Annotated in this window: 9 protein-coding genes; 8 read left to right on the top strand and 1 reads right to left on the bottom strand. The window is 60.2% G+C overall.

Annotated elements, in window-relative coordinates; translation table 11 throughout:
• Positions 1–380 precede the first annotated feature (380 nt).
• The 4 genes from QRN46_RS27685 to QRN46_RS27670 are packed head-to-tail and all read left to right on the top strand — an operon-like array spanning position 381 to position 5,974.
• Entirely contained in the window at positions 381–1,154 is a 774-nt protein-coding gene (locus tag QRN46_RS27685) for a DUF3050 domain-containing protein (RefSeq protein WP_011331844.1), read from the top strand.
• On the top strand, positions 1,151–2,080 hold the full coding sequence (locus QRN46_RS27680) for a diiron oxygenase (RefSeq protein WP_011331843.1): 930 nt from the start codon (positions 1,151–1,153) through the stop codon (positions 2,078–2,080). Before QRN46_RS27685 ends, QRN46_RS27680 begins: the two co-directional genes overlap by 4 nt.
• A gap of 13 nt (positions 2,081–2,093) precedes the next feature.
• Positions 2,094–5,483, top strand: a complete 3,390-nt coding sequence (locus tag QRN46_RS27675; protein WP_011331842.1) for a non-ribosomal peptide synthetase — start codon at positions 2,094–2,096, stop codon at positions 5,481–5,483.
• 23 nt (positions 5,484–5,506) lie between these two features.
• Positions 5,507–5,974, top strand: coding sequence for an SRPBCC family protein (locus tag QRN46_RS27670; protein WP_201818059.1), 468 nt, complete (start codon positions 5,507–5,509; stop codon positions 5,972–5,974).
• Positions 5,975–6,032: 58 nt separating this feature from the next.
• Here the strand turns inward: QRN46_RS27670 and QRN46_RS27665 are convergent, their stop codons facing one another.
• Complete coding sequence (locus QRN46_RS27665) at positions 6,033–7,913, bottom strand: methyl-accepting chemotaxis protein (protein ID WP_011331841.1); 1,881 nt, start codon at positions 7,911–7,913, stop codon at positions 6,033–6,035.
• A gap of 311 nt (positions 7,914–8,224) precedes the next feature.
• Here QRN46_RS27665 and QRN46_RS27660 point away from each other — a divergent pair, with 311 nt between their 5' ends.
• From QRN46_RS27660 to QRN46_RS27645, 4 genes are all read left to right on the top strand, one after another.
• Complete coding sequence (locus QRN46_RS27660; protein ID WP_041475098.1) at positions 8,225–8,725, top strand: sigma-70 family RNA polymerase sigma factor; 501 nt, start codon at positions 8,225–8,227, stop codon at positions 8,723–8,725.
• Positions 8,725–9,726 (top strand): FecR domain-containing protein, encoded by a 1,002-nt coding sequence (locus QRN46_RS27655; RefSeq protein WP_201818062.1) that lies wholly within the window; start codon positions 8,725–8,727, stop codon positions 9,724–9,726. The genes QRN46_RS27660 and QRN46_RS27655 overlap by 1 nt, the downstream gene beginning before the upstream one ends.
• An 87-nt stretch (positions 9,727–9,813) precedes the next feature.
• On the top strand, positions 9,814–12,315 hold the full coding sequence (locus QRN46_RS27650; RefSeq protein ID WP_285358579.1) for a TonB-dependent siderophore receptor: 2,502 nt from the start codon (positions 9,814–9,816) through the stop codon (positions 12,313–12,315).
• 75 nt (positions 12,316–12,390) lie between these two features.
• A complete protein-coding gene (locus QRN46_RS27645) occupies positions 12,391–13,569 on the top strand; it encodes a PepSY-associated TM helix domain-containing protein (protein WP_285358577.1) in 1,179 nt (392 codons plus the stop codon).
• The last annotated feature ends 127 nt before the right edge of the window (positions 13,570–13,696 follow it).

The raw sequence follows: 13,696 nt of genomic DNA, 5'->3' as shown, positions 1-13,696 counted from the left end.
TCTTGTCGTTCAATTTTGGCCATTAACCGCCGAAAGGAGTAACTACGCCCAAATAAAACTTAACTTATAAGTTTTATCAGGCCCACTCATACTTCAAAAACTACCAACTAAAAATAATTAAAAATAAACTTGTTAAGTTGTTTTGCGATGTATTAGTTTTTCTTCGCCGAGTTTGGATCCGAAATGACAAACCCGGCACAACCTTGCAGTACGGCCTCGATTGCTACGGCTTGACCGTCCGCTGCTGTATCGGGCCCTTCAGACATTGCCTGTTTTCATCGAAACCGAATGAGGCTGTCGTTCGCCTGGAGAAACTTGTTCAACGTTATTAGCAATTGATTGAACAATCCCTATTCCCTATTAGCCAGAGTCTCGCAACCATGCCAACCAAAGAGCAACTTACACTAAAGAAAGCCGAACTCAGCGTTCATCCGATCTTTTCCGAAATCGATTCTTTGGCGACATTGCGCCGGTTCATGGAATCCCATGTATTTGCCGTCTGGGACTTCATGTCACTGACCAAGCGCCTGCAGCAGGAACTGACTTGCACTCGCCTGCCGTGGTTGCCGCCACGGGATCCGCGCGCGGCACGACTGATCAATGAAATCGTGCTCGGCGAAGAATCGGACGATCGGCTGTCACACGGGCATTACAGTCACTTCGAACTGTACCTCGATGCGATGCGCGAAGTCGGTGCGGACACGACAGCGGTGGAGCGCTTCGTGACACTGCAACAGGAAGGCGTGAGTTACGACGTCGCCCTGCAAAGCGTCGAGGTTGATCCAGCGGCGGCGCGATTCGTCCGTGACACCTTGCACACCGCACTGAATGCACCCGGTCACAGCGTTGCCGCCGCATTCCTGCACGGTCGCGAGAGCGTGATCCCGACCATGTTCCAGCGCATGCTCGATGCCTGGGGCATTGGCGTCGAGCAGGCGCCGACCTTCCGTTACTACCTGGAGCGACACATCGAGGTCGACTCCGAAGACCACGGCCCGGCCGCCGAGCAACTGCTGGATCGACTGGTGGACGGCGATCCGCAGCGCGAAGCCGAGGTCTACGCCAGCGCCATCGCCGCCGTGGAAAGCCGCATCGCCCTGTGGGACGGTCTGCGCCTGAGCATGCGCGAACCGCTGGCGGAGGTGGCCCAATGAACGCCGCCGACTACCAGTCTTTCGCCGACGCCTGGGAAAGCCGCGCGACCATTCGCACCAGACCACGCCGCGTGCTGGAGGGCGACGCGCGGCTGATCTATCCGCTCAGCCGCCAGCCGTTGGTGCTCAGCGAAACCTTCCTGCGCGAATGCCCGGAACAGCGTGATTTCGCCTTGGTGCAGACGCTGTACAAATTCATCAACGACGTGGTGATTTTCGAAACCGAGATCGTCGACAAAACCGCGCGCAGCATCGCCAAGAACCGCTTCGCCGTGGCCTTCCCGTTCGCCTGTCGCTACGACGCCATGACCGTGGTGGTGGACGAGGATTACCACGCGTTGGTAGCGATGGATTTCATGCAGCAGACCGTGGCCATGACCGGCGTCGAGCCGATCGAGCTGCCGAATGAAATCGAACTGAGCCGGGCGATTCCGGCTGCCGTCGAACTGGCCCCGGAGCACCTGCGCAGCGCCGTGGAACTGATCTGCGTCGCCATCGCCGAGAACACCGTGACCGGCGATGTCGCAGCGTTCGCCCGGGACGACACGGTCAAGCCGTCGATCAAGGGCCTGATGGCCGACCACTTGCTCGACGAGGGCCGGCACTCGAATTTCTGGGCGCGGATGGTGCGTATCTACTGGCATACCGCGAGCGATGCGGATCGCGAATGCATCGCGCAGATCCTGCCGGTGTTCATCGGCCATTACCTGACCAACGACATCCAGAAGTCCTTCGACCTGCGCCTGATCGATGCCTTGCCGGTCAACGATGCAACGCGTCGAGCGCTGAAGGACGAGATGGCCGGACTGGCCTTCCCGATCAATCGTCATCACCCGCTGGTGGGCAACATCGTGCGCTTTTTCCACAACAGCTCACTGCTCGACACTCCGTGCGTGCAGCACGCCCTGCGCGACTACCTGGTTTGACAAGGAGGCTGACATGAGACGTCTCGACATTTTGCTGAGGGGCCGCAGCCAGGCCTTGACCGACCTGGCGCAGGAGCTCGAACAACACGGTCATTCATTGCTGACAGAAACCGCTCCGTCGATGGACCTGGTGATCGATGACGGCAGCCTTGCGCCGCAGGATCATGGCACGACACCGTACCTGACCTTGCGTCTGGGCATCGGTGCAACGGGCGCCGGCGGTTTGCCGGTGCTTGATCTGCTGTGCCTGTGCAACTCGACGCTGCTGAGCCGCGTGCCCATCGCCGACGAACCGTCCGGCAACGGTCAGGCCCTGCGCCAGCGAGCACTGGCGCAGGTGGTGGACGAAGTGGCGCTGCTGGTCAGTCGTTTTTCCCGCGATGCCGAGTATTTCCAGCACGCAGAGACGGCTCGTGCGCCGGACTTCGAGCAGGTGGAAAACCTGCTGTTTCTCGACAGCCTGGCTTATGTCCATCGCTTCAATGCCACGGCCAATCCGGCGTTGTTGCAACAGGCGCAGATCCCGGTGATCGAGCGGCTGCAACGGAGCCTGATCGAACACGCGGAACGCCCGGCACTGCACCTCGCAGAGCAGTCGATCAGCTATCGCCAGTTGCATGATCACAGCCGGGCGATCCAGCAACGGTTGCTGGCAATGCTGGAGGCACAACCGCAACCGTGGGTGGTGGGGATTTGCCTGCCGAAATGCGATGCGCTGTTTGCTTCTATCCTGGCCATTCTCGGCAGCGGCGCGGTGTACCTGCCGCTGGAACCGAGCCATCCGCTTCAGCGCCAGCAGTACATTCTGGAAAACGCCGGGGCGGTGCTGTTGCTGCACGACGGCGAACACCCGCTGAGCGGTTCGATGCCGGGGCTGGATGTCTGTCGCATCGACAGCACCGACGCCGATCTGTCGCAACCGTTGATGCACCACCGGCCCGAGCTCGACACGCCGTGCATGGCGCTCTACACCTCGGGCACCACCGGGCATCCGAAGGGTGTGCTGCTCAGTCAGGCAAACCTCGCGCACTTCACCGCGTGGTACGCCGACTATGTGCAGTTGCACGCCGAGAGTCGGGTGTTGCAGTTCTCGTCGCTGAGTTTTGACTCGTCGCTGATCGATATTTTCCCGACCCTGCTCGAAGGCGCGGAACTGGTAGTGCCCGATGACAACCAGCGCCGCGATCCGCTGCAACTGGTGGCGCTGATCCGCCGCCGGCAACTGACCCACGCGTTCCTGCCGCCGGCGCTGTTGAGCATCCTGCCGCTGGAGCAACTGCAAAGCGTCGGACAGATCATGACCGGCGGCGACGTGTGTGAACCGTTCGTGATCGAGCAACTGACGCGTCAGGGCAAGCTGCACAACCTCTACGGCCCGACCGAAGCCACGGTGCTGATCACCGCGCGGCAACTGCAACCGGGCGACAGCAATCGCACCCTCGGCGGGCCGATTGCCAACAGTCAGGTGCTGATCCTCGATGACGACCTGCAACCGGTGCCGGAGCAAACGGTGGGCGAGCTGTTCATCGTCGGTCCCGGCGTATGCCTGGGTTACCTGAACAACCCACAGCAGACGGCGGAGCGCTATCTGGATCTGGAATTGCCTGACGGCCAACGTCTGCGCGCCTACCGCAGCGGCGACATGGCCAAGTGGGGCGAGGATGGCATCGAGCTGTGCGGACGCCGCGACAATCAGGTGAAGATCCGCGGCTTCCGGGTCGAGCCGGAAGAAATCGAGCGGTGCCTGCGCGAGAGCCAGCTGTATCGGCAGATCGCCGTGGTGATCGACAGTCAGCGGCGAATTCTGGCGTTCCTCGCCCAGCCGCAATCGGATGCCGCACGGGAGACTTTGAAAGCTCACGCGCAGCAGTTTTTGCCCGACTACATGCAACCGGTGGCATGGACGGAACTGCCGAACATGCCATTCGCCGCCAACGGCAAAGTCGACCGTAAGGCGCTGCTGGAACTGCCGGTCAGCGTGCAGGACAGCGGCCCGAAATGCCTGCCGGCCAACGCCGACGAAGCGCTGCTGCTGGAAATCTGGGGCGAGTTGCTGGAGCTGCCGATCAGCGACATTTCCACCGACGAAAGCTTCTTCAATCTCGGCGGTCACTCGATTCTGCTGTCACGCATGCTCCTGCGTCTGCGGGAAGAGTTCGGCCGCAGCATTTCGATCAACCGCTTCATTGAACTGCCGACCATCACCAAGCTCGCCACCCTGGTACGCGGCACCGATGACAGCGCGGTGCTCAGCGCCCAGGCGATGGCCGACGCCGAGCGACCATTGGAAATTGAGCCATTGCCGATCAGCCGCATGGGCGATGTGCACAAGGTGATCGTCACCGGCGCCAACAGTTTTGTCGGTGTGCACATCGTCGAGGCGCTGCTGGGATGGGGCGCCAGCGAGGTGGCGTGTCTGGTGCGCGACGGCGGCGGGCAAACCGCGGCGCAGCGCTTTGCCCAATCGTTGCGAGAGAACCGGCTGGAGCATCTGGACCTGAGTCGGGTGCGGATCTATTCGGCAGACATTACACAGCCGCAACTGGGCCTGGCTGATGGGGACTTCGAGCGACTGGATCGCGAGTTCGGCGCGCTGGTACACAACGCCGCCAACGTCAATCACGTGCTCGATTACGAGTCGCTGGCGGCGGACAACGTCGAGCCGATTTTCGAACTGGTGCGGCTGTGCGAAGGGCGCAGCAAGAAGGTGTTCAATTTCGTCTCGACGCTGTCGGCGTCCAGTACCGTCGACGACGCAGGCCGGGTGCTGGAACTGCCCGCCGCACCGACGCCGCCGATCTACATCCGCAACGGCTACAACCTGTCGAAATGGGTCGGTGAACGCATCCTCGAACGGGCGCGGGAACGCGGGGTGCGGGTCAATCTTTATCGGCCCGGCAACATCAGTTTCAACAGCCTCAGCGGCGTCTGCCAGCCGCACAAGAACCGTTTGATGCTGATGCTCAAGGGCTCGATCCAGCTCGGTCAGGTGCCGGCCTTCGCGCTGAATTTCGACCTGATGCCGGTGGACTTCCTCGCCCGTTTCATCGCCTTCCACGCCAGCCGTTATTCGCCGGAACGAGCGGTGTTCAACCTGCACAACCCGGAGCCCCTGAGCTGGGATGCCTACGTCGCGTCGTTTCGCGAAACCGGCAGCGAGTTTTCGCTGGTCAGCGTCGCCGACTGGCAGCAGCAACTGGGCCGGGTCGATGCGGATAACGCGCTGTTCGGCGTGCTCGGTTTCTACCTCAACGGCTTCGAGGAAGACATCGGCGACATCTCCCTGATCGGCCACGCCAACGCCCAGGCCGGCGTGCAGCAGATGGGCGCGCACTACCCGGAAAAATCCCCGGCGCTGCTGCGTCGCGGCTGCGACTACCTGAAAGAAATCAACTTCATCTGACTCATCAACCAAGGAGCAACACCATGAGCAATCTGCAACCCGACACCCTGATCAAAAACCCTCACGGCTGCCACGTCGTATCTTCGGTGGAAGTGCCGGTGGACGCCAGGCAAGTGTGGGCAGTGGTCGGTAAATTCGACGGTTTCGACCGTTTCATTCCGGCGCTGTCGCACATCGAAATGACCGGCGAAGGCGTGTCTTCGCTGCGCAAGAAGTTCTTCAAGGATGGCAACGTCGTGGTCGAGCAACTCAACTCACGGGACGACCACGCGCTGAGCATGACCTGGACCACCATCTACAACACCCTGGGCGTGGCCAATCTGTGGGCGGCGATGAATGTGGAGTCACTAGGCGCGGGCAAGTCGCGGGCGACCTGGACGATCATTGCCGAGCCGGCCAGCGGTGGGCCCGAGGCGCTGCCGGGGTTCAAGGATTTCGTGCAGGGGTTTGCCGATGACGCGATGGGCAATGTGCTGAAGCTGTTTGTGTAAGGCATGAAAGAGCCCGCTGCGGATCACTCCGCAGCGGGCTGTTTTTTACCGCAAGCGATCAGATCTTGAAGCTGTCGACCAGCTGTTTCAAACGGTTGGCCTGCTGCGACAACGCATCGCAATCCTTCAACGTTTCATTGAGGTTGGCCACGCTCTGCTGGTTCAGCAGGTTGATCTGGTTGACGTCGACGTTGAGGGTTTCCACCACGGCAGTCTGTTCCTCGGTAGCGGCGGCCACCGACTGGTTCATGCCATCGATTTCGCCGATGCGCTGGGTCACGCTGACCAGACGCAGACCGGCCTGGTTCGCCACTTCAACGGTTTCCTCGCTGGACGCCTGACTGGCGTTCATGGTGGTCACCGCTTCGCGGGAGCCGACCTGCAGCGAAGTGATCATCTTGTGGATTTCTTCCGCCGATTCCTGAGTGCGGTGAGCGAGGTTACGCACCTCGTCCGCCACCACCGCAAAACCGCGTCCGGCTTCACCGGCACGGGCCGCTTCGATGGCTGCGTTGAGCGCCAGCAGGTTGGTCTGTTGGGAGATGCCTTTGATCACGTCGAGAATGTGGCCGATGTTGTCGGTGCTGGCATTCAGGGTTTCGATCTGGGTGCACGACAGGCTGATCTTCTGCGACAGCTCGGTCATGGCCTGAATCGTCTGCTCGACCACCTGACGACCGTCATCGGCCTGCTCGCTCGCGCCACTGGCGTGTTGCGAAGCGTCGGCGGCGTTGCGGGCGATTTCCTGGGTGGCGGCACCCAACTGATTGATCGCCGCAGCGACACTGTTGGTGCGCGCGCTTTGCTCGTCGGAGCCGATGATCGAAGCGTTGGACGATGCCATCACCCGTTGGGACAGATCGTGTACGTGGCGAGTCGCGGAAGACACTTCGGAGATCGAAGCGTGAATCCGCTCCACGAACTGGTTGAACGAACTGCCCAACTCGCCGAACTCGTCCTTGCTTTCCACTACCAGACGACGGGTCAGGTCACCTTCACCCTGGGCGATGTCCTGCATCGCGCGGCCCATGGTGATCAGCGGACGCATCAGCACGGTGATCAGCAGGCTCAGGAACACTGCAATCGCGCCCACCGCAACGAACATCGCAATCACTGCAGAGGTACGGAACTGGCTGAGTGCGGCGTAGGCCTTGTCGCGGTCGATCGACAGACCGATGTACCACTCGGCATTCGGCAGACCGGCAACCGGGGTGAACGACAGGATGCGTTCCTGGCCGTTGAGCACCACGTTTTGATTGCCCTTCTCGATGCGCACACCGGCGTTCGGGTAGATGTCTTTGAGGTTCTTCATCACCTGGTCTTTGTCCGGGCTGACGATTACCTGACCGTCACCGCTGACCAGGAACGCGTGGCCCAGGCCACCGAAGTCCACCGAGTTGATGATCTTTACCAGGGTTTCCAGGCTCAGGTCACCGCCCACTACGCCGAGCAGTTCGCCGTTCTTTTTCACCGGCATGGCGATGGTCACCACCAGCCCGCCAACGGCAGCCATGTATGGCGGGGTCAGCATGGTCTGGTCAGCGGCCACGGCCTGCTTGTACCACGGGCGCTGACGCGGGTCGTAGCCGTCCGGCATCTTCGCGTCAGGGCGCTGGGTGAACACACCGTTGGCCTGGCCGACGTAGGTGAACTGGAAGTTCGAGGTGAAGGCCGGTTGATCGACCAGGCCCGGGAAGTCGGCGTTCTTGCCTTGATGAGCGACGTTCTGCGCGAGGTTTTCCAGCACCAGAATCCGTCCGCTCATCCAGTTCTGCACACTGCTGGCGGTCAGGTCACCGGCCTGCTGGACCGAGGACTGGAGGTTCTGGCGAATCGTATTTCGCTGCAGATAGTCGTTGTACAAAGTGAACAGCGCGAACGCCAGGACCACAACGCCCGAGGCGGCCAGCAGGATTTTATGGCTGAACTTGAGATTCATTTCATGGGACTTCTTATGCGAAAAGTGGGGATGCGTTCCGGATGCAACATTCCATGTACAGCGCAGGCAGCGTTCTGACGGCTGCTCTACTTTGGTGCACGCATGTCTCACCAGTCTGTCGGCACGCTTCGGATAAAACTTAGGGCTTTGCAGGAAATGGACGGCATTTCTGGCAGATTCCCGCCGAACGGCGTGCCAGAGCGTTCGCTTGTCATTTTTTGATGACTGTTTTGCAGCGCCGGTTGCAAATTCTGTAACCCTTGATGACAATGCGACTAATTATCATTTGTGACGTTCGGGCTGTCGCGTTCATGTCCTCATCTGAGTTTGCAGTACAGGCGCTTTACAGTAGTCATCACGGCTGGCTCAACGGCTGGTTGCGCGCGCGACTGGGCAATGCCGCCGATGCGGCGGATCTGGCTCAGGACACGTTCGTGCGTTTGCTGCAACGCACCGAGCGTCTGGAACTCAAGGCACCTCGCGCATTCTTGCGCACGGTTGCCCGGGGTTTGGTGATAGATCATTGGCGCCGTGAAGAAATTGAGCGCGCCTATCTGGAAACCATCGCCCATTTGCCTGAAGCCGAAACCCCAAGTGGCGAATCCCGCGCATTGGTGATCGAACTGCTCGAGGGCATTGCCCGCATGCTTGAAGGCCTGAAGCCGAAAGTGCGTCAGGCATTTCTGCTGGCGCAGTGCGAAGGTTTGACCCACAAGCAGATCGCCGAGCAGATGGGACTGTCTCTGCGCTCGGTAGAACGCTACGTCGCCGACGCCCTGTTTCACTGCTACGTGCTGCGGTACGAAAACTGATGCCAGTGGATAACCTCTCGCTTGGCCGTCGCGCCGAGCCACCGCAACAGGTCGTCCGACAGGCCATTCACTGGCTCTTGCGCCTGCGCAACAACCATGGCAATCCGCGCCTGAATCGCCAGTGCGAACAATGGCGCGCCGAACACCATGACCACGAACTGGCCTGGCAACGGGTGCAGTCTCTGCAAGCTGAACTGACCCACAATCTGCGCGCCGTGCCCGGTGCGCAGGTGGCATTCAACACGCTGGAAAACAGTGCGCAGGGTCTGGGTCGACGTCAGGCGTTGAAGCTGTTGTCCGGCGCCCTGTTGATGGGTTCGGCGGGGTGGCTGGCCAGCGACACTTCCGCCTGGCAACAATGGAGCGCCGACTACGCCACCGCCACCGGCGAACGCCGTGGCTTCCAGTTGCCGGACGGCACGCGGATCGAACTCAACACCGCCAGCAGCGTGGATCTCGATTACACCGCACAGCAACGGCTGATCAGGCTGACCCGTGGCGAAATCATCGTCACCTGCGGTGGCGCCGATGAAGGTGCGCCAATTGATCGACCGCTGCGGGTGCAGAGTCGTCATGGCAGTTACGAGCCGTTCAAGGCGCGATTCATTCTGCGCCAGGAAGATGGATGCACGCGCCTGAGCGTCACCAGTGGCCGGGTCGCAATTCACTCCGCAGGCAACTCGATGGAGGCCATCGCCGGTCAGAGCTATCTGATCGACCACCATCAAATTCGCCCGGCGCCGCCGTTGGACATGGACGCCGGTGCCTGGGTCGACGGGCTGATCGTGACCCGCAACATGCGGCTGGGTGACTTCCTCAACGAAGTCGGTCGGTATCGTCAGGGCTTTCTGAGTTGTGCGTCGGACATTGCGGATCTGCGCCTGTCCGGCGTTTTCCGTCTTGAGGACACCGACAAGCTGCTGGCAATCCTGCCGCAGACCCTGCCGGTGCAATTGCGCTACCGCACCCATTGGTGGGTGACGCTGGAGTCTGTGGCCTGAAATTGTTTTGGCGGGTTTTCGCGGCAAGTCCGGCTTAGTCAGTAAGCACTTCAACTCAGCCTTCGCGACTGCCTACGGAAACCTACAATGACTGCGCGCGTTACCTGTAAGAACCCTCTGAATTTCTCTGCCGAATCCGGCCTGTTGCGCCACGCCGTTCGGGCGGCGCTGTTTTCTACCGTAATGGGTGTTGGCATGTTGCCGGGCCTGAGCATGGCGGCCAATGCCAGCGAGGTCAGCAGCCACCGCTACAACATCGCCGCCGGGCCATTGGGCGAGGCGCTGAACCAGTTCGCACGCCAAACCGGCATCACCTTGTCGATGACCCCACAGCAGACTCAAGGCCGACAATCACCCGGCGTGCAGGGCGAGTATTCGACCGATCAGGCGCTGAGTCATCTGCTCGGTGGTTCGGGTCTGGAGGCGGTCAGCCAGGACGGCAGCAGCTATGTGTTGCGCTCCGTCGCAGAAACCGAAGCACTGGCCCTGCCGACCACCGACATCAAAGGCTTCGCCCTCGGCAACGCGCTGGGCAGCATGGATGGCTATAACGCGACGCACAGCCAGATCGCCACCAAGACCAGTACCGCGTTGCTGGAAACTTCGCAAAGCGTGTCCGTGGTCACCCGTGAGCAAATGGATGACCAGGGCTCGCAAACCGTGTCCCAAGCCATGCGTTACACCCCCGGCGTGCTGACCAATCCTTACGGCGCCACGCACCGTTACGACTACGTGGCAATGCGCGGCTTCAACGACGGTTCGGTGGACAACATCTACCTCGACGGCCTCAAGTCGATGGGCGACAGCGGCACCTACAGCACGATGCAGGTCGATCCGTATTTCCTCGAGCGCGTCGATATTCTCAAAGGCCCGTCGTCGGTACTTTACGGCCGTAGCTCGCCGGGCGGTCTGGTGGCGCTGACCAGCAAGAAGCCGCTGTACGAGGCCTATCACCAGGTTCAGGCCACCGTCGGCACTCAGGGCCAGCGCGGTGTCGGTTTTGACTTCAGCGGACCGGTCGATGACGACAAGCGCATCGCCTATCGTCTGATCGGTTTGACGGATCAGTCCGACACGCAATTCGACCACAACAAGGAAAAGCGCTTCGCCCTCGCGCCGACCGTCAGCATCGATTTCAACGAGGACACGTCGCTGACGCTGCAAGCGTATCTGCAGCATGACCCGGATGGCGGCTACCACGGTGGCGTGCCGGCCGACGGTACGATTCATCAGCGCAACGGCAATCGCATTTCGCCGCATTTCTTCGAAGGCGAGCCGGGCATCGATGGCTACTCCCGTGATCAGCAGTCGTTCGGTTACCAGTTCGAACACCGCTTCAACGACGTCTTCACCGCGCGGCAGAATTTCCGCTACCTCGACTCCAAAGTGAACATGGATCAGGTGTACGCCTATGGCTGGACGTCGCCGACCAGTAACGAACTGAATCGCTACTACACCGGCGGTGACGAGCGTCTCCACGCGTTCATCGTCGACAACATGCTCCAGGCCGAATTTTTCACCGGAGCGACCAAGCACACAGTGTTGATGGGAGCGGATTATCAGCGACGCAAAACCGTGGTCGACTGGACCAGTGGCGGCCTGGCGCCGATCAACGCGTTCAACCCGGAGTATGGCAATTCCGCTATCACGCCTTACGGCGAGACCAGCTATTTGCGGCGCCTGGAGCAGACCGGCGTTTACCTGCAAGACCTGATCGAGATGAACAAGTGGCGCTTCTCGCTGGGACTGCGTCAGGACTGGGTGGAAACCTCCGACGAAAACCGTATCGCCGAAGCGGGCCGTCCGGTCGGCACCGAGATCAATGATCGACGCACCAAGCTCACCGGCCGTGCCGGCGCGCTGTATCTGTTCGATAACGGGCTCGCGCCGTACGTCAGCTATTCCGAGTCGTTCAACCCGAATTCCTACGCTGACAGCGCCGGCAATCCGCTCGCACCGACCGATGGAACGCAGTGGGAAATGGGCCTGAAGTATCAGCCGCCGGGTACTGACAATCTGTTCACCGCCTCGTTGTTCCGCATCGATCAGGAGAACCTGGCGACCAAACTGCCGCAGGAAAACTTCTATCGCGCTGTAGGCGCTGTCCGCTCTCAGGGTCTGGAACTGGAAGCGCACATGCAGCTGACCGACAACCTCAAAGTCCTCGGCAGCTACACCTTTACCGACATTGAATACTCGAAGTCGATGACCAGCACCTTGAGCACACCGACCAATGTGATCGAGAACAAAGGCAACTCGCCAACCCAGGCGCCACGGCACATGGCATCGCTGTGGGCCGACTACAAGTTCGACAGCGCGGCACTCGACGGGCTGCGACTGGGCGGTGGTGTACGTTATGTCGGCTATAGCTGGGCGGATGCAGAGAACACCATGAAGGTGCCGTCCTACACATTGTTCGACGCATCGATTGGCTATGACCTCGGCAAGGTCGGTCTGAAGGGTGTCGACGTACGCCTGAATGCGAACAATCTGACCAACGAATCCTACGTAGCCTCCTGCGCCAGTCTGGACTTCTGCTACATGGGCGAAGAGCGCAACGTCGCCGCCACGGTCAGTTACCAGTTCTAAGCCTTTGTCTTGTGCATAAAAAAGCCAGCCCCTGATTTCAGGGGCTGGCTTTGTCGTAACTGTGGGGAAATTTTCATGCGTTCGTTTCTGGTTTTATTGCACCGGTATATCGGGTTGGCCACGGCGGTTTTTCTGCTGCTGGCGGGGATTACCGGCAGCATTCTGGCATTCAATCATGAGCTGGATGAGTGGTTGAATCCGGAGTTTTACGCGGCGTCGGCCGAGGGGGAGCGCCTAGCGCCAGGCGAGCTGGTTGATGCGCTGCAATCGGCACATCCGAAGTTGCAGGTCTGGTACATGGAGTACCCGAATGAGGCAGGCCACACGGCATTGCTCGCGGCGGTTGCGCGGAATGGTCCGGCGACCGGCGAACCGTTTGAAGAACGCAATCAAGTGTTCTATCTCGACCCGGTCAATGGCGAGCAAAAGGGCCAGCGTTACTGGGGCGAATGCTGTTTCCAGCGTGAGAACTTCGTTCCGTTCATTCTCGAGTTCCACTACAACCTGACACTGCCCGGCAACTGGGGTTTGCTGTTGATGGGGTTGGTGGCCATCGCCTGGGTAATCGATTGCTTCATCGCCCTCTGGCTGACGTTGCCGCGGGGTAAACCGTTCTGGAAGAAGTGGTCTATGGCCTGGAAGATCAAGGGCGGTCATGCCTATCGACTCAACTTCGATCTGCATCGGGCAGGGGGCTTGTGGCTGTGGTTGTTGTTGCTGCCGATCGCCGTCAGCAGCGTGGCGATGAACCTGCCGAGCCAGGTTTTCAAACCGGTGGTGTCGTTGTTTTCTCCGATTGAACCGAGCGTGTATGAGGCGCGGGGGCGGATGCCTGCCGAAGAGCTGGGGATCACCCGATTGAGTTATCAACAGGCATACGAAAGGGCACAGCAGGAGGGGAAAAGGTTGGGGCTGACAGCGGCGATCGGCGAGTTGTATTACAGCTTTGAGTACAACTTCTACGGTGCGGGGTTTGGAGAGCATGACACCGAGGCCCACGGTAAATCCTGGTTGTTCTTCCACGGTACTGACGGACGATTACTGGGGCAGGAGATCGCAGGAGAAGGGACGTTGGGAGAGCGGTTTTATCGGTTGCAATTGCCGATACATGGGGGACGGATCATAGGCTTCACCGGGCAAGTGATGATCGCGATATTGGGTGTTCTGATTGCGGGGTTGTCGGGAACTGGCGTCTACATCTGGTGGCGCAAGTGGCAGGCTCGTCGGAGTAGCAAGGCACGCAGAGCGGTTTGAATATCGGACTTTTGTGAGCACTGAAACGACAAAACCCCTGTCTGCGTTAGCAGACAGGGGTTTCGGAATTCGATCTTGACGATGACCTACTCTCACATGGGGAAACCCCACACTACCATCGGCGATG

It is taken from the genome of Pseudomonas sp. lyk4-R2A-10, from assembly GCF_030209075.1.
Taxonomy (GTDB): Bacteria; Pseudomonadota; Gammaproteobacteria; order Pseudomonadales; family Pseudomonadaceae; genus Aquipseudomonas; species Aquipseudomonas glycinae.
Note: the sequence above shows the minus strand (reverse complement) of the source record. Positions and strands in the feature narration are given on the sequence as shown.

Excerpts from the sequence above, each read along its gene's own strand:
- QRN46_RS27685 (WP_011331844.1), top strand. The coding sequence starts at position 381 with ATGCCAACCAAAGAGCAACTTACACTAAAGAAAGCCGAACTCAGCGTT.
- QRN46_RS27680 (WP_011331843.1), top strand. The coding sequence starts at position 1,151 with ATGAACGCCGCCGACTACCAGTCTTTCGCCGACGCCTGGGAAAGCCGC.
- QRN46_RS27675 (WP_011331842.1), top strand. The coding sequence starts at position 2,094 with ATGAGACGTCTCGACATTTTGCTGAGGGGCCGCAGCCAGGCCTTGACC.
- QRN46_RS27670 (WP_201818059.1), top strand. The coding sequence starts at position 5,507 with ATGAGCAATCTGCAACCCGACACCCTGATCAAAAACCCTCACGGCTGC.
- QRN46_RS27665 (WP_011331841.1), bottom strand. The coding sequence starts at position 7,913 with ATGAATCTCAAGTTCAGCCATAAAATCCTGCTGGCCGCCTCGGGCGTT.
- QRN46_RS27660 (WP_041475098.1), top strand. The coding sequence starts at position 8,225 with ATGTCCTCATCTGAGTTTGCAGTACAGGCGCTTTACAGTAGTCATCAC.
- QRN46_RS27655 (WP_201818062.1), top strand. The coding sequence starts at position 8,725 with ATGCCAGTGGATAACCTCTCGCTTGGCCGTCGCGCCGAGCCACCGCAA.
- QRN46_RS27650 (WP_285358579.1), top strand. The coding sequence starts at position 9,814 with ATGACTGCGCGCGTTACCTGTAAGAACCCTCTGAATTTCTCTGCCGAA.
- QRN46_RS27645 (WP_285358577.1), top strand. The coding sequence starts at position 12,391 with ATGCGTTCGTTTCTGGTTTTATTGCACCGGTATATCGGGTTGGCCACG.